This is a genomic window from Neobacillus sp. S1227 (genome assembly GCF_055385255.1).
Window position 1 is genome coordinate 681214 of sequence record NZ_AP038276.1, and the last position, 22061, is coordinate 703274.

At 39.8% G+C, this 22061-nt stretch carries 19 protein-coding genes; 16 read left to right on the forward strand and 3 right to left on the reverse strand.

Annotated elements, in window-relative coordinates:
• Positions 1-60 precede the first annotated feature (60 nt).
• Positions 61-1077 carry a GTP 3',8-cyclase MoaA gene (gene moaA, locus ACZ5AE_RS03365; RefSeq protein WP_464569472.1) on the forward strand — a complete coding sequence of 339 codons (1017 nt, stop codon included), beginning with the start codon at positions 61-63 and terminating at the stop codon, positions 1075-1077.
• 709 nt (positions 1078-1786) lie between these two features.
• Here moaA (ACZ5AE_RS03365) and ACZ5AE_RS03370 read toward each other — a convergent pair.
• Entirely contained in the window at positions 1787-3340 is a 1554-nt protein-coding gene (locus ACZ5AE_RS03370; RefSeq protein WP_464569474.1) for an ABC-F family ATP-binding cassette domain-containing protein, read from the reverse strand.
• Positions 3341-3610: 270 nt separating this feature from the next.
• Between ACZ5AE_RS03370 and ACZ5AE_RS03375 the strand changes: the two genes are divergently transcribed.
• A complete protein-coding gene (locus ACZ5AE_RS03375) occupies positions 3611-3802 on the forward strand; it encodes a hypothetical protein (protein WP_464569476.1) in 192 nt (63 codons plus the stop codon).
• A 32-nt stretch (positions 3803-3834) separates the two neighbouring features.
• On the opposite strand, the gene ACZ5AE_RS03380 is transcribed toward ACZ5AE_RS03375, so the two are convergent.
• Both ACZ5AE_RS03380 and ACZ5AE_RS03385 read right to left on the reverse strand, forming a co-directional pair.
• Complete coding sequence (locus ACZ5AE_RS03380; protein WP_464569478.1) at positions 3835-5172, reverse strand: MFS transporter; 1338 nt, start codon at positions 5170-5172, stop codon at positions 3835-3837.
• Positions 5173-5302: 130 nt separating this feature from the next.
• Positions 5303-6259, reverse strand: coding sequence for a carbon-nitrogen hydrolase family protein (locus tag ACZ5AE_RS03385; RefSeq protein ID WP_464573529.1), 957 nt, complete (start codon positions 6257-6259; stop codon positions 5303-5305).
• Positions 6260-6579: 320 nt separating this feature from the next.
• Here ACZ5AE_RS03385 and ACZ5AE_RS03390 point away from each other — a divergent pair, with 320 nt between their 5' ends.
• The 14 genes from ACZ5AE_RS03390 (at position 6580) to ACZ5AE_RS03455 (ending at position 21614) form a co-directional block, all read left to right on the forward strand.
• Entirely contained in the window at positions 6580-7458 is an 879-nt protein-coding gene (locus tag ACZ5AE_RS03390; protein WP_464569480.1) for a LysR family transcriptional regulator, read from the forward strand.
• Between the two features lie 563 nt (positions 7459-8021).
• The gene (locus ACZ5AE_RS03395) at positions 8022-9194 is read left to right on the forward strand and encodes an XdhC family protein (protein ID WP_464569482.1); all 1173 of its coding nucleotides are present in this window, start codon (positions 8022-8024) and stop codon (positions 9192-9194) included.
• Between the two features lie 167 nt (positions 9195-9361).
• The gene (locus tag ACZ5AE_RS03400) at positions 9362-11761 is read left to right on the forward strand and encodes a xanthine dehydrogenase family protein molybdopterin-binding subunit (RefSeq protein WP_464569484.1); all 2400 of its coding nucleotides are present in this window, start codon (positions 9362-9364) and stop codon (positions 11759-11761) included.
• Positions 11748-12569: an N-acyl homoserine lactonase family protein gene (locus tag ACZ5AE_RS03405; RefSeq protein WP_464569486.1), complete on the forward strand. Its 822-nt coding sequence runs from the start codon at positions 11748-11750 to the stop codon at positions 12567-12569. The genes ACZ5AE_RS03400 and ACZ5AE_RS03405 overlap by 14 nt, the downstream gene beginning before the upstream one ends.
• 78 nt (positions 12570-12647) lie before the next feature.
• Positions 12648-13586, forward strand: a complete 939-nt coding sequence (locus ACZ5AE_RS03410) for an FAD binding domain-containing protein (protein WP_464569488.1) — start codon at positions 12648-12650, stop codon at positions 13584-13586.
• A complete protein-coding gene (locus tag ACZ5AE_RS03415) occupies positions 13587-14087 on the forward strand; it encodes a (2Fe-2S)-binding protein (protein ID WP_464569490.1) in 501 nt (166 codons plus the stop codon).
• Positions 14088-14224: 137 nt separating this feature from the next.
• Entirely contained in the window at positions 14225-14851 is a 627-nt protein-coding gene (locus tag ACZ5AE_RS03420; protein WP_464569492.1) for a nucleotidyltransferase family protein, read from the forward strand.
• A 40-nt stretch (positions 14852-14891) separates the two neighbouring features.
• Positions 14892-15890 carry a molybdopterin-binding protein gene (locus tag ACZ5AE_RS03425; protein WP_464573530.1) on the forward strand — a complete coding sequence of 333 codons (999 nt, stop codon included), beginning with the start codon at positions 14892-14894 and terminating at the stop codon, positions 15888-15890.
• 45 nt (positions 15891-15935) lie between these two features.
• Positions 15936-16955 (forward strand): GTP 3',8-cyclase MoaA, encoded by a 1020-nt coding sequence (moaA, locus tag ACZ5AE_RS03430; RefSeq protein ID WP_464573531.1) that lies wholly within the window; start codon positions 15936-15938, stop codon positions 16953-16955.
• A gap of 84 nt (positions 16956-17039) precedes the next feature.
• On the forward strand, positions 17040-17240 hold the full coding sequence (locus ACZ5AE_RS03435) for a tautomerase family protein (protein ID WP_464569494.1): 201 nt from the start codon (positions 17040-17042) through the stop codon (positions 17238-17240).
• A 48-nt stretch (positions 17241-17288) separates the two neighbouring features.
• Positions 17289-18278: a thiamine pyrophosphate-dependent dehydrogenase E1 component subunit alpha gene (locus ACZ5AE_RS03440; RefSeq protein ID WP_464569496.1), complete on the forward strand. Its 990-nt coding sequence runs from the start codon at positions 17289-17291 to the stop codon at positions 18276-18278.
• Positions 18279-18298: 20 nt separating this feature from the next.
• The gene (locus ACZ5AE_RS03445) at positions 18299-19285 is read left to right on the forward strand and encodes an alpha-ketoacid dehydrogenase subunit beta (protein ID WP_464569498.1); all 987 of its coding nucleotides are present in this window, start codon (positions 18299-18301) and stop codon (positions 19283-19285) included.
• A gap of 44 nt (positions 19286-19329) precedes the next feature.
• On the forward strand, positions 19330-20604 hold the full coding sequence (locus ACZ5AE_RS03450) for a dihydrolipoamide acetyltransferase family protein (RefSeq protein WP_464569500.1): 1275 nt from the start codon (positions 19330-19332) through the stop codon (positions 20602-20604).
• 212 nt (positions 20605-20816) lie between these two features.
• Positions 20817-21614: an IclR family transcriptional regulator gene (locus ACZ5AE_RS03455; protein ID WP_464569502.1), complete on the forward strand. Its 798-nt coding sequence runs from the start codon at positions 20817-20819 to the stop codon at positions 21612-21614.
• Positions 21615-22061 lie beyond the last annotated feature (447 nt).

Consider the following 22061-nt stretch of genomic DNA (forward strand, 5'->3'; position numbering starts at 1 on the left):
AAGCATTTTGAGGTAAACTATTTTTGTATTTAAGGACTTATCAATTTGGAGTTGAAAAATGTGACCAAACAACAAGTTAAAGATCAATTAGGCAGGCCGCTTCGTGATATTCGGATTTCTGTGATTGACCGATGTAATTTCCGCTGCCAATACTGTATGCCTGCGGAACTGTTCGGTCCAGATTATGCATTTTTGCCTAAATCCGAATTACTAACGTATGAAGAAATTACACGTCTTGCCAGCATTTTTATTAAATTAGGTGTTGAGAAGATTAGATTAACTGGAGGTGAACCCCTTCTTCGAAAGGATTTACCAATTCTTGTTGAAATGCTTTCAAAAATTAATGGTCTAAAGGACATTGCTTTAACGTCCAATGGCGTATTGCTCCCGAAATATGCTTCACAGTTGAAGGAAGCCGGCCTTGAAAGGATCAATATAAGTTTAGATAGTTTAAATGACGAACTTTTTGGTGAAATAAATGGCAGGAATGTTGGAGTTGGCCCGGTACTCCAAGGAATTGAGGCCGCAAAAGGCGCAGGCCTTCGCATAAAAATCAATATGGTTGTAAAAAAGGGACTTAACGACTCTGAAATTATTCAGATGGCAACCTACTGTAAAGAACAGAACCTAGAACTACGGTTCATTGAATATATGGATGTCGGCAGTACAAATGGTTGGATGATGGAGGACGTTGTTACAAAGCAACAAATATATGAAATATTAAAAGAACACTTTGAATTTGAACCGGTGAAGGCTGCTTATTACGGAGAGGTGGCCAAGCGTTACCGTTATATAGGGACGGATCTTAATTTCGGCTTTATAACCTCCGTATCTGAATCGTTTTGTTCAACCTGTACCCGTGCAAGATTGTCAGCAAATGGGCAGATTTTCACCTGTTTATTTAATGGAAACGGCCATAATATTAGGGATTTTATTAGAAGTGGAGCTACCGATCAAGAGGTAGAAGAAAGAATTAAAGGCATTTGGAATCATCGTTCCGACCGTTATTCTGATGAACGCACCGAGGAAACGAGAAAAGCCAGGAAAAAGATTGAAATGTCATATATAGGTGGATGATTAAATAATCACTACTACAGACTCCAAAGGTAATGATGGTCACGAGTTTCTTCTATTATGTATTCCTGTTTATACATGAATTTTACTCCAAAACAAATTTGGAGGGAGAATTTTTATTTGTTGAAATAGAAGCGGGCTACAAAGTTAATTTGGGCTGTCGGAGACATATAAATAGACGGAAAAAATTCGCTTAATGAGTAATTAGTATGTAAAAAAGCTTAAATAGACGAAGATATTCCGCCTATTGACTCGAAAAGCGCGAAAATGAGGGATTTTGCTTTGCATAATCGGAAAACCTTCCCTTATTTCCCCCGAAAGTAGCTCCATTCTGCATCTAACCGAAAAATTTCCGCTTATTTAGTAGAGAGATGGTATTTGCGCTTTTATTATTTTGCCGAAACATTTCAGCAAAGCCCATTAAACTGTCACGAATATCCACTAGAGTTTGAGTTTGTGAGAGGGAAAGAGGTGGTTAGCTTTCGGGAGATGAGGAAGGATTTTGAGAGTTTTCCGGCTAGAGCGGGGCGGTATGAGAGGGTGAGGTGAAGGGGAGGAGAGAGATTCCTACAATTTAAATAGTGAGATCATCTGGTTAAATTTAAATCCTAAACTTATTTCAAAAAGGTGTTCATTTTGCCTCACCATCCGTATCAAAGATAAAAGGGGTACCCAAATGAAATTTTATTCTTGGGTACCCCTTAATATTTGCTTAAAACACTTTCGTAGTCCAATCCTCACAATTCCAAATATCGGTCGCAATTTCACGATAGAAATCAGGTTCGTGGGAAACCATCAAGATACTTCCGCGATATGCCTTTAAAGCACGCTTCAATTCTTCTTTTGCGTCAACATCCAAGTGATTGGTAGGTTCGTCTAGAATGAGTATATTCGTTTCTGTGTTAATAATTTTACACAAGCGAACTTTGGCTTTTTCGCCGCCAGAAAGGACTTCGACTTTACTTTCAATATGTTTCGTCGTTAATCCACATTTTGCAAGAGCAGCTCGGACTTCAGCCTGATTCATACTTGGGAACGTGCTCCAAATTTCTTCAATACAAGTGTTGTAGTTAGACTGTTTAACTTCCTGCTCGAAGTAACCAATGTGTTGATACTCACCACGTTCCACTTTACCCTCCAGCGGATCAATCAACCCAAGAATACTTTTTAAAAGAGTAGACTTACCGATACCGTTTGCACCCACAAATGCAATCTTTTGTCCGCGTTCCATTTTTAAATTTAGAGGGCGGGAAAGTGGCTCATTGTAACCAATAACAAGATCTTCAGCCGTGAAAATATAACGACTAGCTGCACGGGCTTCTTTGAAGTTAAACTCTGGCTTCGGCTTCTCTCTCCCTAATTCAATTACTTCCATTTTGTCGAGCTTCTTCTGACGAGACATCGCCATATTACGAGTCGCAACACTTGCCTTGTTACGAGCAACGAAATCCTTCAAATCAGCAATTTCTTGTTGTTGACGCTTGTAAGCGGCCTCTAGCTGCTGCTTCTTCATTTCATGAATTTTTAAGAAGTTATCATAGTCCCCAACATAGCGATTCAACTCTTGGTTTTCCATGTGATAAATCAAGTTAACAACATTGTTCAAGAATGGAATATCATGTGAAATCAAGATAAATGCATTCTCATATTCCTGTAAATAACGCTTCAACCATTCGATATGCTGTTCATCCAAATAGTTCGTTGGCTCGTCTAGTAATAGGATTTCAGGCTTTTCCAGCAAAAGCTTAGCCAGCAAAACTTTCGTACGCTGCCCGCCGCTAAGATCATCTACATCTCGATCGAGTCCAACATCGTCTAATCCTAGACCACGAGCAACTTCCTCAACTTTTGCATTAATTCGATAGAAATCATTACTATCTAACGTTTCTTGCAGCTCTCCAACTTCTGCAAGTAATGCATCGATATCAGCACCTTCATCACCCATTTTGGCATAAAGTTCATTGATTTCTGCCTCAGCATCAAAAAGATATTGAAAAGCGGTACTCAAAGCTTCACGCATCGTAGTACCTTTTTGAAGTACAGCATGCTGATCTAAGTAACCTACTCGAACTTTTCGTGACCATTCAACTTTCCCCTCGTCAGGCTGCAACTTCCCGGTCACAATATTCATGAAAGTAGACTTACCCTCACCGTTTGCCCCAATTAGTCCAACGTGCTCTCCTTTTAAAAGCCGAAAAGACACATCATTAAAAATCGCACGATCACCGAAACCGTGACTTAAATTTTGTACGTTTAATACGCTCATTTTTTTACCCCCGTATCTAATGTCACATGTGGATATCTTACTAGATTTTAGATGCTTTTTCTATCTTGAAATTATTTTTTGTAAAAATTGAAGTTTGTCCCATCTTATTAAAATTAAATTATATTTATTTTGGTGTTTAACACTGGGTAAGATTCTATTATACAACGGAACCTCGAGGTAAAATATGAGTAATTTGCATGTGGAAATAAATGTAGAAAAAATGAAAGAATTGGTTGAGTTCCCCTGCCCGACCTCGAATCAGTAGGGGGAATGTCCTATTTTTCGGAGCTGTTGACCTATGCAGACATGGAGAAATTTGATGGAACGGAAAAACTCATTCTTGAGTCGTGGAAGAGGCGGGAAAAGAGAAACATCTTGAACGTTGCCACCCTGAATGACTGGGAGATATTTTTCTCGATTAAGATGTCCGGCTTTGACGCCGGACACTTATTTTTTCCGTAATCTTTACGGGATATTACTTATTCCGCATTGCTTTAAAATTGAACATCTTTTGTTTCAGGCCCCCAAGCAGCGCCGACTGCAGTCAAAATTCCACCGATTGCCAATAAAACTGCTGATGTATATTGATAAGGGATCAAATTAGACATCCAAAGCATGTAGAAAGAGTAGAAAGAAGGAATGATAACAGCTAAACTATATCCCAATCCGAAACCTGTTGCACGTACACCCGTTTGAAACCGTTCGGTGATATATGCAGTTACTGCTCCCCATACAGACATACACATCACTTCCATTATTGCGATTAGAACAAATGCTAACACAATGTTATGAACGGCTACGCTGATCGAATAAACGTAGAGGCTTGTCCCAAAAATGGCTGTAAGGATTCCTATAGTAATAAGATAAGGCCTTCTGCCTGTCTTTTGACTGATTGAGCCTCCGGCAATATACGTAAAAAATAAAATTCCATTGATTATCAAAAAGCCGGTTGTTACTGTTTTTCCGTCGGTTCCCAAATAACCGGTCAAAATACCTGGCAGTGCGCTTGCGATGGCGTTGAATGTAAACCAGATTCCCGTCATAAGCACGAATACCTGAAGGAAGTTTCGTCCACTTTCACCTTTAAACAGCTCTTTAATCGGGGCACTGGCTTTCTTTGTTTTTTGCCCCTTTTGTTCTCCAACAAATATTTCCGATTCTTTTAGGTGATTTCTGAAATATATGATGTAAGCAAAAGAAAGAATAGTACCGATAAAGAACGGAATTCTCCATCCCCATTGTACGTAAGGGGAGTCAATACCGCCCGTCGGAAAGTAACTCATAACAAGGACTGTAAAAAGTGAAATGGATACGTAGGCTGCTGGAAAACCGGCAAGAATCACACCGCTGTAAAAACCGCGTTTATGATGCGGGCTATATTCCATAGCCAAAGGACTTGCAGAGCTGTACTCACCGCCTAAAAATATACCATCCACAAATCGTAAAAGGATTAGCAGCACAATTGCCCATATGCCGATTTTGCTGTAGCCGGGAAGTATGCCAATTAAAAAGGTGATGACACCGAATCCTCCAATTGAAATGAACGTAATTTTTTTACGCCCGATGGTGTCAGCCAAATTCCCGAAGATTGCGGAACCCAGGGGCCGGCCAATTAGTGAAACGGCGAATATAATATAATAGATGGTTGTACTAAGGGTGCTGGACATATCTTTAGGTTGAAAATAAACCATGGCAGGCGCCAAAGCAACAATCGGAAGATATACGCTGTACATGTCGACGAAAAAGCCCAAAAATGCTGCCCATAACGTACTCTTTGCCTTGTCGTCGTTTGCTTCTTGATTTATTAAAGCAGTATGTTTATTTACGATCATGCAAGTAGCTCCTTTTATTTTTTGATGTAATTACATCAGAATAATGTAGAACCCACTGATTTACTTTTTCAATTTTCCGTTAATTTTTAATAAAAAAAAACCAATCAAATGAAGGAACAGAATATAAAAATTATTTAGTCCAAATCACATTTTCCTGTTTTTTTTCGTTTACAACGAGCTGGAATATATCTGGTCTTGAGTAATGTCCGACTACATCAAAATCAAACTGCGCTTTAGCAATCTTGTCCAAATGAATGTCTGCATAGAGAATCTTTTCCTCTCCCAAAACAGGCTCAACAATAAATTCGCCTAGTGGATCGACAATGCAGCTCCCCCCTTGGGTAAGCTCTTCCGGCAAGTTCTCAAATTCTTTTCGTGAAGAAATTTCTACCGGATACATATCTTTTGTAGAATACTGATTGCATGACAAGACAAAGCATCTTCCTTCCACCGCAATATGCCTCATCGTAGAGAACCAAGTATCTCTTCCGTCAGCAGTTGGTGCAATGTAGATCTGAACTCCTTTATCGTACATCGCTGCCCGGGCAAGCGGCATATAATTTTCCCAGCAGATTAGCGAACCAATTCTCCCGTACGGTGTATCAAAAACAGGCAGTGTGCTCCCATCTCCTTCTCCCCAAATAAGCCGCTCCGTTCCCGTAGGCTTTAACTTTCGGTGCTTTCCCAATAGCTCTCCATCGGGACCGAAAAACAATGCTGTACAATAGAGCGTTCCTTGGCTGGAATCACTATCTTTTTCAATTACCCCTATTACAACATAAGCTTTCGCATTCCTAGCGGCCTTGCCGATTTCGGCCGTTTCCTTTCCAGGCACAATAATAGAATTATCCCAATATCGAAAGAAATCGTTCCTCCCTTCATCCGACCGTGAACCAACTACCGTTCCAAAGGACATCCCTCTTGGATACGCTGGTATGAATGCTTCCGGAAACACAATGATTTTTGCATTTTCTTGGCTTGCTTCCTCAATCAAGCGAACTGTCTTCTTTATTCCTTTTTCCTTGTCCATTACTTCTGCTCCGGCCTGAACGACCGCTACTTTAAATTGATTGATTTTCTCCAACATAATCATCCTTTCATTTTGGCTCATCAGGGAAAAATGTTCCTGCTATTTCTCTATTATGTTTATGGTTATCTGCTGTAAAAATACTCGCATAGCAAAGGTAATAGCACATAATCATCTCAACAACCACAAAGAGAATAGGAAGAACGGACTCTTAGAATACTTTTCTACTTTTCTATTTACCTCCTAAATTTAGTTCTTAAATACTTGTTTGTATCCGTTTTCATGTGCTTGATAATAATTTTACACACCAGTTATTATGGTGTAAAATACATAATTGGAATTTAAATCATTCTTGATAGGAATGTAAGCGAGGGATTAGGATGCAGCTAAAATTGCTTGAGGTCTTTGTGACAGTCGTAGAAAAAAATGGATTTACTAAAGCTGCGGAAGCTTTATACATAGGCCAGCCAGCCCTAAGCAAAATGGTCCAAAAGCTGGAGCAACAATTAAATGTCGCGCTATTCGACCGCACAAGCAAAAAAATTCAATTAACGGATGAAGGAAAATTGCTTTATGAAAAGAGCAAAGAAATATTGGCAAAAGTAGACAGTATTCCCAAATCCCTAAATGAATTATCTCAAGTTATCAGCGGGGAAGTGAAGGTAGGCATCCCACAAATTATTGGGTCAGTATTCTTTCCCCGAGTCGCTCATCTTTTCATGGAAAGATATCCGCAAGTAAGGCTGACAACTAAAGAAGACGGGGGTGTCATCATAGAAAAGCTTGTAACTCAAGGAGAATTAGATATCGGGTTTGTTGTGCTCCCAACCGCCAATACTTTAGATGCAGAATTGATATACCAAGATGAATTTGTAGTCTGCGTATCATCGAAACACTCGCTTGCGAAAGCAGGTGCAGTAAAACTGTCAGATTTGAAAGATGACAAATTTATTCTCTTCGATAAATCGTTTACACTATATAATTTCATCAGGAGCCATTGTATTAACTCCGGTTTTTCTCCAATCGTTTCCTTCCAAAGCAGCCAATGGGATTTGGTTTTGGAGCTTGTTTCTGCCCAATTGGGCATATCAATCATCCCGCAAAAGCTGATCAATAAATTAAATGGGATTGACATTGTCGGATTACCCATCGATGAGCCGAAAATGGGATGGAACATAGGAATCATTACAAAAAAAAATTCATACCAGTCATACGCACTCAAAGAATTTATCAATGTAGTTAGAGAAATTTATAATTGAACAGCTCCACCTGATTTGAAAACAAGGGAATATCACATTAAAAATAGTTAAAAGAAGGTTATATGTTTATGACCCCTAAAGTGCAAAACGTAAAACTTACCTCATGATCAAAAAAATATAAAAGAATACTGAAAATTCATCTATGGCCGGTTTCCATGAGGATCCGGCTATTTATAATGATCAAATTACTAGATAACCATCAAAAATCTCAAGATTTGGATATCATAGTGGAGTCTGTTTTTTGTTTAAATTTACAATATATATTTTTAATTCCAAATTTTTATAAAATTGACAATATTATATTGACTTTATATTAAAATTGCTTGTATCATTATAAAAAAGGGATGCTATTCCAAAAAACGTGTATATACATAAAAACTTTGGAACGACGTACCATAAATAAACCCAAGTGCTAAAGCGTTTATATGAATCTCATTACTATAAAAAATGGAAGCGTTTTAATTATTGAAAAAGATTATATCCATCGTTTCAAAATTTAATAGTTTAAGTATTCCGAAGTAAAGGGATAGACAAATACTATATTTTTTATGGTGGTGACGTATTTGAGTGAAAACAATCTTGTAATTAATGAGATCCTTAAGCTTTCTGGTAAAGGTCGAAAGCTAGCTTTAGCAACAGTCGTTAAAGTAACCGGGTCAGCCTATAAGCGTGAAGGTTCGAAAATGCTTATTGATGATAAAGGTGGGACATATGGCGTTATCTCTGGGGGCTGCCTGGAGCGGGACGTAACGGAAGTTGCCTTACAGGTAATGGATAATGGGCAACCGGTGCTTAAAACATATCATCTTGATGAGGATTTAGTTTGGGGATTAGGGCTGGGATGTCCAGGAACCGTAGACATCTATATTGAACCCATTAAAACCTCTGTATTGTGTAATTTAAATGTTCATCATCATGAACGATTGCAACCCACTAATAGGTTAGAACCTTTTCAAGCGTGGATAAACTGTCTCCAAGAAAAACAAGCATGCGTATTAGCCACGGTAATGAACACCTCCACAGCAAAAGATATACTTCCAGGAACCCGAATTTTCATCTCAGACCATAAAAGTCAAGTGGGACAATTTGTCCTTCATGAGTTAAACCAAATTGTCTCCGAAATGTCTTATCAAAAAATGAACCAACAATCTCCTAAGTCAGAAATTTGTACCGTTTCACTCTCAACGGGTGAATGGGTTGATGTATTTTTGGATGTTAACGTTCCCGCTTTTGAATTGATCATATTTGGTGCTGGTCAAGACGCCATTCCCTTGGCCAAACTTGGTTCGCAGGTGGGCTTTAAGACCACTGTAGTGGACCCCCGCCCAGCTTATGCAACAGCAGAACGTTTTCCTGGTACTCGAATAATCAGAGTCGATGCGGAAATGGTTAGCGCTCATGTTGAAGTAGGACCTCGTTCCTACATCGTTATCATGAATCATCATTTGGAGCGTGACCAGGCAAGTTTAGAGTTTGCCCTAAAATCTAATTCTCCTTATGTAGGAATGTTAGGACCAAGAACTAGGTGTAACAAGATACTTAGCAGCATTCAAATAAATGATCCACCCTTTCATAAACTGCATAATCCGGTGGGACTCGATATTGGAGCTGAGTCACCGGAAGAAATAGCTTTAAGTATTTTATCTGAAATCATTGCAGTTCGTAATCGCCATGCCGGTGGATTTTTACGAAGCCGGAAGGGGATCGAATCGAATAAAATTCACCAACCCATTTAATGGGCACCCATAAACCTGCGCTTGACATTTATAGACGGTTATTTTATCTATCCCTTCTGTGATTGGAATTAGGTTCTTTTGAAAGGGGTGGTTCACATTTAGTAAATTCGATTTTAATTTTAATGACTTACGTGTCACCAAAAATTTTGGAGGAGGCGAAAAAAAGCATGGTTAAGTTGAAGAAAGGTTTAGGTGTAAGCCTAAAAAGAAAAGAAGATCCAAAGTTTTTAACTGGTAATGGCGAGTTCACAGATGATATAGAAAAGCCGGGTACCCTGCATTTGGCGATATTAAGGAGTCCGCATGCCCACGCACGGATCCTTGAAATAGACACAAGCAAGGCAAAGCAGCTGCCAGGAGTAGTCGCAGTTGTGACTGGTGAAGAAGCACTTCAATATACGGGCCGCCTTTCCACGACGATTGATATTTTTAATGCCGTTCCGGAAGTATATGCGATTGCCTATCAAAAGGTTCGATACTTCGGAGAACCGGTTGCGGTTGTTGCAGCCATTGACCGCTATGTTGCTGAAGACGCTGTTGACTTAATTGAGGCAAAATATGATCCGCTGCCAGCGGTAGTCAGCATTGAAGACGCTCTTAAACCAACAGCTTTGCTTTATGAAGATTGGGGACACAACGTACAGTTGGAATGGAAAAGCTCCATTGGTGATATCGAAGATGCATTTTCTAAATCGGCCTATGTATTTGAAGAGAGAATTACACATAGCCGATATACTGGAACCCCAATTGAGTCAAGAAGCTGTATTGCAGAATATAACCCAGGTTCCAAAAAGCTGACCGTCACATGCTCTACACAAGCCCCAAGTCAAGCCCGAACATTAATTGCTCAAACCCTGCAGATGCCTGAACATAATATTCGAATCATTGCCCCGGATGTAGGCGGTGGATATGGGACAAAGCTTCAGGCAAATGTAGAAGTGATCCCATGTATGGTTTCAAAAATGCTTGGCAGGCCTGTTAAATGGACGGAAGACCGGGTTGAAAATACATTAAGTGGCATTCAATCCCGTGATTGGTATTGCACATTGAAAGTAGGGCTTGATCAAGATTATCGGATTACCGGTATGCAAGCGAAATTGTATGCCAATATAGGTATTGACGGAACATGTCATGGGCCGGGTACACCTGCTTTGTTAGTGGCAGGCGCGTATTTTCCAGGGGCATACAAAGTTCCCGTATACGATGTGGAAACGATTGGTGTAGTGACAAATAAAGGTCCTTATGGAGCCCATCGTGGTTACGGGAAGGATATAGCGAGCTATCCTGTTGAACGTATGATGGATATAATGGCTCAAAAGCTCAGCATCTCTCCTGTTGAATTACGCCGTATTAATTTTATCAGTAAAGATGAATACCCTTACCAGCAAATTTCGGGTCCACTATATGACAGCGGGGATTTTCATCTCCTCATGGATCTTGCAATTGATAAAGCGAACTATATGGCTTTCAAACAAAAACAAAATGAGTTGCGCAAGCAAGGTAAATATATTGGAATCGGCATTTCCGCTATGCTTGAACCTTCCGGTGGAGCAGTATTTAACGGGGTGTTTAATGGGTATCAGCCTGCCACAGTTCGTATGACTCCAGAAGGTGGTTTCCAGATCCTGACGAGCCATCAGAATATCGGTCAAGGTGTTGACACTACCCTTCCGCAAGTGGTTTCAAGTGTCATGGATGTGGACATTGACGATATCCGATTAAGTTATGGTGATACAGATGTCACACCTTATGGATTAGGTCCATTTTCATCCCGAGGTGCGACTTTCACTGTATCAGCCGTTTATGAAGCTGCAAAACTATTAAAAGAAAAAATCCTGAAGATTGCAGGTCATGTGTTACAAGAAGATCCTGGAAATCTGGAGATGGAAAACGGGTATGTTGTGTTAAAAGGAAGCCACTCTTCGGAGAAGTCGATAAGCTTGAGGGAATTGGGGAATAAAGTCTATCTATGGCCCGGTCCTTACGGAATTGTCCCAGAGGGAGTCGATTGTAATCTTGAAGCGACCTACACTTGGACGAGTAAAGTTGTAAAATGGGAGCCTGACGAACATGGCAGAGTGAATCTATATACCACCCACCCAACGGGCGTATTTATTGCCTTAGTTGAAGTTGATATTCAAACGGGGCATGTAAAAATTGATAGATTTATCATCTCCCATGATTCTGGAAAGGTAATAAACGAGATGATTGTGGATGGGCAAATCCACGGAGGCGTTGCTCATGGAATTGGTGGCGCCTTAATGGAAGACTTGGCCTATGATCAAAATGGAAGAATGATTCATCCAGACTTCCAGCATTATCTATGTCCAACTGCGATGGAAGTTCCTGAAATGGATACCATCCATATTGAATGTCCATCTCCGTTCACTCCTCTCGGAACGAAGGGAATGGGTGAAGGAGGAACGATACCTTCCCCGGCAGCCATAGCAAACGCCGTGGAAGATGCATTGTCGCCTTTTGGTGTTCGTATCAAAGATTTGCCGTTAACACCGGAGAGAGTTTTAGAGTGTATTAAGCAGGGAGAGTTGACTGGTGGAAAAATCTAAATGGAAAGTCTATCCCATTGTTGTGGGAGAAGCTGAAGTAGGAAAGGTTTTAGATGTATTTTGGTCTCTGACCAGGGATCAATCCAAGGTGACTGTTCCCATTATGGCTTGGCTCCTTTTGCCGCAGGGTGAAGGAGAACCCATTCTGGTGGACACTGGTTTTAGAGATGCCCAGAGATGTCAAGAGGTTCATGCTCTTGGACCTCACCGCACCAAACCGGAATGGAGTCTTGAGCAGCAGCTGACAAAATTCGGATTGGCATTAGACGACATTAAAACCGTTATTCTCACCCATCTTCACTATGATCATGCTGGCGGCTGCGCTCAATTCAGGAATGCGAAATTTATTATCCAACGAAGTGAATTGCAAGCCGCTGCAGCACCGTTGGCTCCATCCACATTGGAAATAGGGGGATCTTCCTTGTTCTATGATCGTAAAGATATTGCAGAACTAATTGATCCTCTTTGGGAGCAAGTGGAACTGATTGAAGGGGATGTAGAAATTGCTCCAGGTGTCAAGTGCGTCCTCTTTGCTAATACTCATACACCCGGGAGCCAGGCGGTTTATGTGAATACGGGAAGCGGAACGGCTATTATCCTTGGAGATATTGCAAGAAATGTAGAATTGAACATTAATCAAGGCATTCCACCTGGATTGTTTTATGACTTGGAAGCAACCTACCGTGCGATGAAGAAAATCAAGAATGATGGGGATTTTATTCTCCCAAGCCATGATTATGAGGTAGTAAAGAAATATGAAAACGGTTTACCAACGGAAAACGTAAAATCGTTTATCGGTATAGATTGATCTGAAAAATCAATAAAATCTTTGAACTATAACATGATAAACATCAAAAAATTAAACAGTAAGGGGGATTTAGATAAGATGAAACCTGCTCCATTTGAATACGTGGCCGTAGAAAGTTTAAACGAAGCCATAGATGCCCTGAAAAAATTCGGAGCGGATGGCCGTATCATCGCTGGAGGCCAGAGCTTGATGCCTTCTATGAATATGAGGCAACTCCGACCGTCCTATTTAGTAGACATCAATGGCATAACTGAACTCAATTTCATTCATGCAATCCCTAATAGAATTATTATTGGTGCATTAACACGTCATCGAACCGTTGAGAATTCTGAAGTGATCGGATCTCTTTGTCCGATCCTGCAAGAAGCCGTGAAACACATTGCGCATTTCCAGATTCGAAACCGTGGAACAATTGGAGGTTCTTTATCATTAAATGCACCTGGTGCCGAATACGGGGTTATCGCAAGATTACTGGATGCAGAAATGGTGATAGCAGGATCTGATGGAAAACGTATTGTGTCAGCGGAACAATTTTTTGTTAAACACTTTACTGTAGATGTTAAGTGCAATGAAATGCTGACGGAAATCCATTTTCCAACTTTACCGGAAGGAATGGGTTACTCATTCCTTGAAGTTACACGACGCCATGGCCATATACCGATCATCTCGGCCGGGGCTATCCTTTCATTGGATGAACATGACAATATTTTGGAAGTTCGTGTTGCGGTGGGAAATGTAAGCGAACATGGTGTTCCATATCGAGTAAATGCAGTTAATCAATTAATCGGAAAAAATTTCAGCGAAGTCGATTTCGATGCTCTGGCAATTGAAATCTCGAATGAAGTGAATCCTGATCCGGAAGCAGATTCCAAAGCAGCTTTTGTTGAGCAGTTATCTGGAATAATGGGCCGGCGCGTGTCTGAAATTGCTAGTGCTGATTATAGAAAAGAGGTTGCAGGTTCTCTTAGCTGCAGGGCATTGAAAATTGCATTTGAACGGAGCAAAGGAGGAAAATAGATGGCTGAAGCGGTTGCACGGAAAAAGGTTTCCATTACTGTAAACGGAGTCCTTGTTGAGAAAGAGGTCGACGTTCGATTACTATTGGTTGATTTTATAAGACGTGAAGTTGGCTTGAAAGGAACACATGTCGGCTGTGAGCAGGGTGTTTGCGGGGCTTGTACCATTTTATTGGATGGGGAAGCTGCCCGATCTTGCTTGACATTAGCCGTTCAGGCAGATGGTCGCTCCGTTACTACGATTGAAGGGGTGGGAACTCCTGATCACTTACATCCCATTCAGGAATCCTTTCAAGAAAATCATGGTTTGCAGTGTGGTTTCTGCACACCAGGAATGATTATGTCGGTATGCTCTTTTCTAAAAGATTATAAAAATCCTACAGACGAAGAAATTAGAGAAGGAATATCAGGAAATCTGTGCCGCTGTACAGGTTACCAAAATATTGTCAAATCGGTAAAATGTGCAGCTGAAAAAATGAAAGAAGTAGAGGTAGTGAAGTAACATCTACTGTTTAAAAACTAGTTCTGACTTGCTAACTTTTTAGCAGTTAACAAGTCAGAATATTACGAATTAAATCAGTTTTAATAACGAAGATAAAAGGGTATCCAGACTAGCAGAACAAGTAAGGTGATCAATGGATGAAAGAAAAGATACCAATCGTGGCGGTCGTGCTGTCTGCAGGTAAATCTACCAGGATGGGCCGTTTAAAACAATTATTACCCATTCAAGGGACAGTCATGATAGAAAGGGTCCTTAAGAAAATTCTATCGTTGCCTTTTTCAACGATCGTGCCCATTGTTGGATATAAACACAACGAAATCATGTCTACCGTTACCATCAAAGACACACGATTTAAATGGATTACCAATCATCACTATCATGATGGATTAAGCAGTTCGCTCAAAGAGGCAGTGAAACACGTTCCTTCAGAAATGCTTGGGATGATGATTTTTTTAGGAGATCAGCCGCTGCTAAAGGAGAAGACGATCTTTCAATTACTCGATAAAATCAGTGAGATTGCTGAAACATCTTCCAATTTTATCATTCAGCCTTCCTATAATGGTCAAACAGGACATCCTGTGTTTATTTCCTTAGGAATGTTTCCATATATCGATCATTTGTCCGGTGATCAAGGTGCGAAAAAGATTTTTCCATTTGCAGAGAAACACATACTCGTTCCAGTAGATGATAAAGGGGTCATCTTAGATATCGATACACCAGAAGATTATAAATACATATTGGAAAATCTGGAACGTTACAATTAATGATCCGTTTCAAAAAAGGGGTTAGTGAAGGAGGCAATGTCTGATGAGAAAAGCTTTTATGAAAGAGGTCAAGGTTGAACATGCTGTTGGAATGGAACTGGCTCACGATCTAACCCAAATTATTCCTGGAAAATTTAAAGGGCGATTGTTTAAGAAGGGCCATGTGATAAGAGAGGAAGACATTCCTCAATTATTAAATATTGGCAAAGGTCATATTTACATCATGGACATACCGGAAGAATACATCCACGAGGATGAAGCTGCCAAGCGAATGGGACAGGCGATTTCTGGAGATAACGTCTATGCAGCAGGGCCTTCCGAAGGAAAAATGACCATAAAAAGTGCCGTACAGGGTCTTTTAAAAATCAACGAAAAGGCAGTACATCAAATCAATGCCCTCAATGGAATTATCCTATCCACTTTTGTCACCAATCGGCCGGTTGAGAAGGATCAGTCAATTTGCGGTGTCAAACAAATCCCTCTGATTCTGGAAGAATCTATCATAAGGGAAGTCGAGTCCATTTGTCAGGAACATTCTTATATCGTAAAAGTAATTCCGTTCCGCTCACTAAAGGTTGGAATGATTACAACAGGCAATGAAGTTTATGAAGGTAGAATTAAAGATAAATTTGGTCCGGCAGTTAAAAAGAAAGTGGAGCACTTTGGTTCCGAAATTGTGGAACAATGTATTGTCCCTGATCGTTCGGAGGAAATAGAAAGGAAAATCCATTACTTTCTGAATCAGAATGTAGATTTAATTTTGGTCACAGGAGGTATGTCGGTAGATCCAGACGATCGAACTCCGTTAGCGATAAAAAATGCAGGGGCAAACATCATTCGTTATGGCATACCCATGTTACCTGGTTCAATGATGCTTGTTTCCTATATTAACGAAATCCCTGTCATGGGTCTCCCCGGCTGTGTCATGCACGACCCTTATACATCATTCGATGTAATTTTGCCGCGGATTCTTGCAGGTGAAAAAATAACGGAAAGCGATATCATCACCCTTGGATATGGAGGGTTTCATCCATGTTAAGGTAAAAAAATTTTTTCTAAACAGAGAGAGGGGAATAATATGACTATTAATTCTATTAAAATATCTGATTTATTGGATCGTCCTCTACGTGATTTACGTATCTCTGTTACAGACAGATGCAATTTTCGCTGTCGCTATTGTATGCCTGCAGAAATTTTTAATCAGAACTTTCAGTTTATGCCTAATGAAAAACTGCTAAGCTTTGAAGAAATTACTCGTCTGGCTGCGATTTTCGCATCCCTTGGGGTGGAAAAAATTCGTTTGTCTGGAGGAGAACCTTTATTACGCAAGGACTTGCCAAAGTTAATCTCGATGCTGAAACAAGTGGATGGGAATTTGGAAATTGCATTAACCACTAACGGTTCTCTTCTCACACGATTTGCGAAGGATCTTAAAGATGCTGGCCTCCAACGTATAAATGTTAGTTTGGATAGCCTGGATAATGAAACCTTCCTACAAATGAACGGCGGCCGCTGCGATGTCAATACAGTACTGAAAGGAATTGATGCTGCGGCCGCTGTTGGGTTGAAATTAAAAGTAAATATGGTGGTCCAAAGAGGGGTCAATGACCATGATATTCTTCCGATGGCACGTTACTTCCGAAATACAGGGCATATTTTACGTTTTATTGAATTCATGGATGTAGGAAATAGCAATGGATGGAACTTAAAGTATGTGGTCTCCAAACGAGAAATGATCGAGCTCATCCATCGCGAGATGCCATTAGAACCGATACCATCCAATTACTTTGGTGAAGTAGCCAGCCGTTATTACTATCGGGGAACGAACGAGGAGATAGGGTTTATATCATCCGTAACGGAATCCTTTTGTTCCACCTGCACACGTGCACGGCTTTCTGCTGATGGAAATTTATATACCTGTCTGTTTGCGTCGAAGGGTACAAACTTGCAATCGCTTATCCGATCAGAATCGAATGATAAGGTCATTAGAAAATTTATTCAGGACGTTTGGGCAAATAGAATGGACCGTTATTCTGATGAAAGATTTAACGCAACGCATATTCCAAATCATCAAAGAATTGAGATGCATTACATTGGAGGATAAACCTAGCTATGGTGATTATGATTGGTGAATACCATTTTAATAGATTATTTAGTTTACCTATTAATGAGAAAGGTGTGGAATAGAATGCCTTATATTAAGTTGAAATTAGTGGAAGGACGAGATCTAGAAACGAAAAGACGCCTCGTTTCCTCCGTTACTGAAGCGGTTTGCCACTCACTGGATATTACACCTGATAATGTACGAATTGAGTTGATTGAGGTGAAAAAGGATTTATTTAGTATCGGCGGAGTGTTAATTGAAGATAGACCAAATGTAAAGAAATAAAAAGCTGTAAAGTCATTTTTTTAGCTAAAAGGAGGTAAGGGAAAGCCTATGTTTACAAGCCGCACTTCAAATCCAAATGAACTTGTTTTTGATAAAGGTCAGGCATTCAATGTATTGAGCAAATTATTGACCATCCGAAAATTCGAGGAAAAATCGGTAGAAATGTATAAGCAGGGGTTAATGGGAGGTTCGTTACATGGTTATATCGGACAGGAAGCTGTAGCGGTAGGTGTTTGTGAAAATTTAAATGTTGATGACTATATCACTACCACTTATCGTTCCAGAGGACACGCGATTGCCAAAGGAGCAAGTATAGAAAAACTATTTGCAGAGATGATGGGAAGGTCGGACGGCTATTGCAAGGGTAAGGGAGGACCTATGCATATCTCTGATATAGAGATTGGCCTGATTGGGGCAAATGGGATCGTGGGAGCTGGGATTCCGATTGCCACAGGAGCGGCCTTTACTGCAAAAAGGAGAAAGAGGGGCCAAGTAGCTGTTACGTTTTTTGGGGATGGGGCAACGAATCAGGGGGTATTTCATGAGACATTGAATATGGCATCGATTTGGGAGTTGCCTATCATCTTTGTTTGCGAAAACAATCTCTACTCAGAAATGTCTCCGATTGCAGATATGGTAAAGAACAACGATTTAGCTGAACGTGGCCTTGCTTATCACATCCGTTCTGTTGTCGTAGACGGCAACGATGTGGAAGCCGTCAGCCAAGTAACCGAAGAGGCAGTAGAACGAGCCAGAAACGGAAAAGGTCCTACTTTTATTGAAGCGAAAACCTATCGTCAGCAAGGTCATATGTTTGGAGATTCAGAAATTTATAGAAGTAAAGAAGAAGTAAATGAGTGGAAGAAAAGGGATCCTATTCTGCTGTTTAAAAAGAAATTAAACGATTTCAATATCATAAGCCAAATGCAAATGGAGAGTCTATCGAATGAGATAGACGCAAGAATAGAGGAAGCCTTTCAATTTGCATTAAACAGCTCAGTGGCTGACTATGAAGAAATCTATACAGATGTTTATTAATCATTTGGGGGTGAATGTAGATGTCGAGAATTATTTCATATGCGCAAGCCATTAATGAGGCTCTAAGGGAAGAAATGCTAGCTAATGAGGATATTGTTTTGCTTGGAGAGGATATTGGGGCGTATGGCGGCGTTTTTAAGGTAACAAAAGATTTATATGATGAATTTGGGAAGCACAGGGTGATTGATACTCCGATTTCCGAATCAGGTTTTATAGGGATTGGAATTGGGGCTGCTATAACGGGGATGCGTCCCATTATTGAAATCATGTGGGTTGATTTTACCCTGGTCGCGATGGACCAAATCTTAAACCAGGCAGCTAAATTAAGTTATATGTCTGGGGGGCAGTCAAAAGTCCCTCTTGTCATCAGGACACAAGGTGGAGGCGGACGAGGAAATGGAGCCCAGCATTCCCAAAGTTTAGAAGGCCTCTTTGCCCAGTTTCCAGGACTGAAGGTAGTATGCCCTGCTAATCCCTATGATGCAAAAGGGCTTCTAAAGGCATCCATTCGAGAAGAGTCTCCGGTTATGTTTATCGAACATAAACTCCTATATAATACAAAAGGCGAAGTCCCAGAAGAAGAATATATTATCCCGTTAGGTAAAGCAGACATTAAACGCAATGGGAAGGATGTTACAATTGTTGCCTTGTCGAGAATGGTAGATCTTGCAATAGAGGCAGCAAAGCAGCTGGAACAGGAAGGTATAGATGCAGAAGTGATTGACCTGCGAAGTCTGGTCCCTCTCGATACTGAAAGTGTTGTTCAATCTGTAAGAAAAACACATCGCCTGGTGATAGTGCATGAAGCCTCTACCTCATATGGGTGGGGAGCAGAAATAGCCGCAAGAGTACAAATGGAAGCCTTTGATGAACTTGATGCACCGATTGCACGTGTGGGGGCAAAGGACGTACCCATTCCATATAGCCTGGAATTGGAAAAGGAAACCTTACCACAAGTTAAAGATATCGTAAATGAAGTTAGAAAAAGTTTATATATCCATGCGTAGAGATTTGGCTTGGAAACCGCTACTTGAAAGGGGGAATATTGAAAATGGTGGAAGCAATGGTTCTTCCTAAGCTTGGTTTAACGATGGAAGAAGCAACTTTAATAAAATGGTATAAAGAGATAGGGGATAAAGTGGAAAGAAATGAAGTCGTAGCTGAAGTAGAGACTGATAAGTCAACACTGGAAATTGAAGCTACTTCTTCTGGTATACTTCTTGATAAATTATATAACGAAGGGGATACAATCCAGGTTTCAACCGTCATTTGTCATATTGGTGAAGGTACAATTGTAGACAGTTCTGGCAGCAAGACCGAACCTCAAAGTTCAAATCCGCTTGTTAAGGATAAACTTCAAACCAAAACAGAGATTGATTATCCAAAAATGAATGATTACCGATTCCATGGTGTTCGAATGTCCCCTGCAGTCCGAAAAAAAGCTAGAATGTTGGGATTAAGTTTTGATGAACTGAAATTAATAAAAGGATCAGGACCCAGGAATCGAATTGTCCTAAAAGATTTGGAAGCGCTGAAAAACCATTTAGTACAAGATAAGGATCAGGTTTCCTATGAACCTCCTAAACAAGAAGAAGCAATCGTTCCTCCCCAAAATTATAAACAAGTAGAAACGGAAGCTCAGGATGTCGCCTTATTGAATCGAATTCGCTCTGCAACGGCAAGGAAATTATCCGCAAGTTTCAGGGATGTTCCTCAGTTTACAATTAGGAAAAGAGTAGATCTTAGCAACATTACAAAACTGAGAAATACATTAAAGTCGATTGGGATTCAGATATCTTTAAATGATTTTCTTATTCAAGCAGCTGCAATGGCACTTGAAAAAAATGAACTGGTGAATGCCTACTTTTCTGATGCAGAAAATGAATTAAAAATTATAAAAAATAAAGATATCAATGTAGGATTGGCAGTTGGATTAGATAACGGGTTAATGGTTCCTGTCATAAAACAGGCCAACCGGCTATCGTTAGCAGAAATTGCTAAAAAACGGGAAGAACTGATCCAAAAGGCAAAATTTAATCGTTTATCAAGAGATGAAATGACCGGCGGGACGTTTACGATATCAAATCTTGGTTCTTTCGAGGTAGACGAATTTACGGCCATTATCAATCCTCCTGAATGTGCGATTTTAGCCGTTGGGTCAACGATTAAACAGCCAATTGTTACAAAAGATAACCAGATCGAAATTAGACCAATGCTTACCATGATTGCTTCGTTTGATCATCGAACACTGGATGGAACGGATGCTGCAAAATTCATGAGAGACCTTAGTCAAATAATAGAATCTGAAAACTGGAAGATCGTATAAAGTCTTTCATATTTTATCGATGAAATGCATTGTTAATTCATTTTGCTTTTTGGTATGAATTTAGGCTGGAAAGATAATATATTATTGTGTAAAGTGAAAATGGTAGGAATTTTCTATACACTGTATCCAATTTCCATCTATTAAAACTCTATTTTTTAATGAAACATATACAAATGTTTGATCACAATATAATTAAAAGATGGGAGATCATAATGACGAAAGAAATTTCAACTGATCAAAAGGGTAATTCAACAGCTGATCGGGTATTAATCTTATTAGATTATATAGCAAAAAAAAGTGGCGGAGTTACCCTTGCAGAATTAGGGAAAGAATTAGATATCCCAAAAACCACTGCTCATAGATTATTAGAAACGATGAAGTCTCATCAATTTATTCATTTTGAAGAAAAGACCGAGACTTACAATATCGGATTAAAAATGATTGAGGTTGGGGTTTCTGGCCTCAAAAATTCAGAACTTGTTGATGTTGCTGTCCCATATCTACGTGATTTATCCTATAAAACGGGGGAAACATCCTTTCTTTCGGTTTTCAACGATGGTGATGTGGTTCATTTGTATAAAGTAGAAGGAACGCAATCCATTCGTACTACTGCAGAGTTAGGAATGAGGAGGCCCATCCACTGTACAGCAGTTGGAAAGGCAATCGTTTCAACCTTTTCCCTTGAAGATGTTGATAAAATCTTAGATAAAAAAGGGATGCCTTCCTATACAGTAAATACGATTACGGATCGACAACTATTTTTAAGAGAATTGAGCAATATTAGAATTCAGGGTATTGCCATTGATCGAGAAGAAATTGAGTTAGGATTAACCTGTTATGCTATACCAGTTTACAATTATACAGGCCGAGCTATTGGGGCGATAAGTATCGGCGGCCCAACGGCAAGGATGGAAGAAAACCATGATTATAATAGCGGTCAACTAAAAGAAGCGGCATCGCAAATCTCTAGGTGGTTAGGCTTTGTTCCGGATATGAGGTCGTTCTTATAACCATTAATTCAAATTGCATTTAGGCTTTCTAGTAACGGAATATTTTTTAGTGACTGACCAGCACCGCATGTGTCCCACATACACTCGGCACATGTGGAATGCAAAATAAATAAATTCAAAAACTGTGGTAATTAATACCCACAGTTTTTTTTATTGATACTTATATTTGGGGTCAGTCCCAAACTTCATTAATGCTTTATCTGATCAAGGAACAGACCTGTTTTTAATTATCTGAATAAGTACTCTATTTTTTGTTACACGCTTAAATCTCCTATTAAATAAGCCAAGTACAATACATTTGATACTATACAAAAAACCCCTTCAATATCGCGGGCACTAACTGTTAACATTTTCTAGCCCTTACAAATAATGTTTGCTCACTTTAGTTATGTAAAGGTCAACTTTTCCAAAAAATTTCCTAATGATACCTCAAACGTATATCATATT

Excerpts from the sequence above, each read along its gene's own strand:
- ACZ5AE_RS03370 (WP_464569474.1), bottom strand. The coding sequence starts at position 3,340 with ATGAGCGTATTAAACGTACAAAATTTAAGTCACGGTTTCGGTGATCGT.
- ACZ5AE_RS03375 (WP_464569476.1), top strand. The coding sequence starts at position 3,611 with ATGTCCTATTTTTCGGAGCTGTTGACCTATGCAGACATGGAGAAATTT.
- ACZ5AE_RS03380 (WP_464569478.1), bottom strand. The coding sequence starts at position 5,172 with ATGATCGTAAATAAACATACTGCTTTAATAAATCAAGAAGCAAACGAC.
- ACZ5AE_RS03385 (WP_464573529.1), bottom strand. The coding sequence starts at position 6,259 with ATGTTGGAGAAAATCAATCAATTTAAAGTAGCGGTCGTTCAGGCCGGA.
- ACZ5AE_RS03390 (WP_464569480.1), top strand. The coding sequence starts at position 6,580 with ATGCAGCTAAAATTGCTTGAGGTCTTTGTGACAGTCGTAGAAAAAAAT.
- ACZ5AE_RS03400 (WP_464569484.1), top strand. The coding sequence starts at position 9,362 with ATGGTTAAGTTGAAGAAAGGTTTAGGTGTAAGCCTAAAAAGAAAAGAA.
- ACZ5AE_RS03410 (WP_464569488.1), top strand. The coding sequence starts at position 12,648 with ATGAAACCTGCTCCATTTGAATACGTGGCCGTAGAAAGTTTAAACGAA.
- ACZ5AE_RS03415 (WP_464569490.1), top strand. The coding sequence starts at position 13,587 with ATGGCTGAAGCGGTTGCACGGAAAAAGGTTTCCATTACTGTAAACGGA.
- ACZ5AE_RS03420 (WP_464569492.1), top strand. The coding sequence starts at position 14,225 with ATGAAAGAAAAGATACCAATCGTGGCGGTCGTGCTGTCTGCAGGTAAA.
- ACZ5AE_RS03435 (WP_464569494.1), top strand. The coding sequence starts at position 17,040 with ATGCCTTATATTAAGTTGAAATTAGTGGAAGGACGAGATCTAGAAACG.
- ACZ5AE_RS03440 (WP_464569496.1), top strand. The coding sequence starts at position 17,289 with ATGTTTACAAGCCGCACTTCAAATCCAAATGAACTTGTTTTTGATAAA.
- ACZ5AE_RS03445 (WP_464569498.1), top strand. The coding sequence starts at position 18,299 with ATGTCGAGAATTATTTCATATGCGCAAGCCATTAATGAGGCTCTAAGG.
- ACZ5AE_RS03450 (WP_464569500.1), top strand. The coding sequence starts at position 19,330 with ATGGTGGAAGCAATGGTTCTTCCTAAGCTTGGTTTAACGATGGAAGAA.
- ACZ5AE_RS03455 (WP_464569502.1), top strand. The coding sequence starts at position 20,817 with ATGACGAAAGAAATTTCAACTGATCAAAAGGGTAATTCAACAGCTGAT.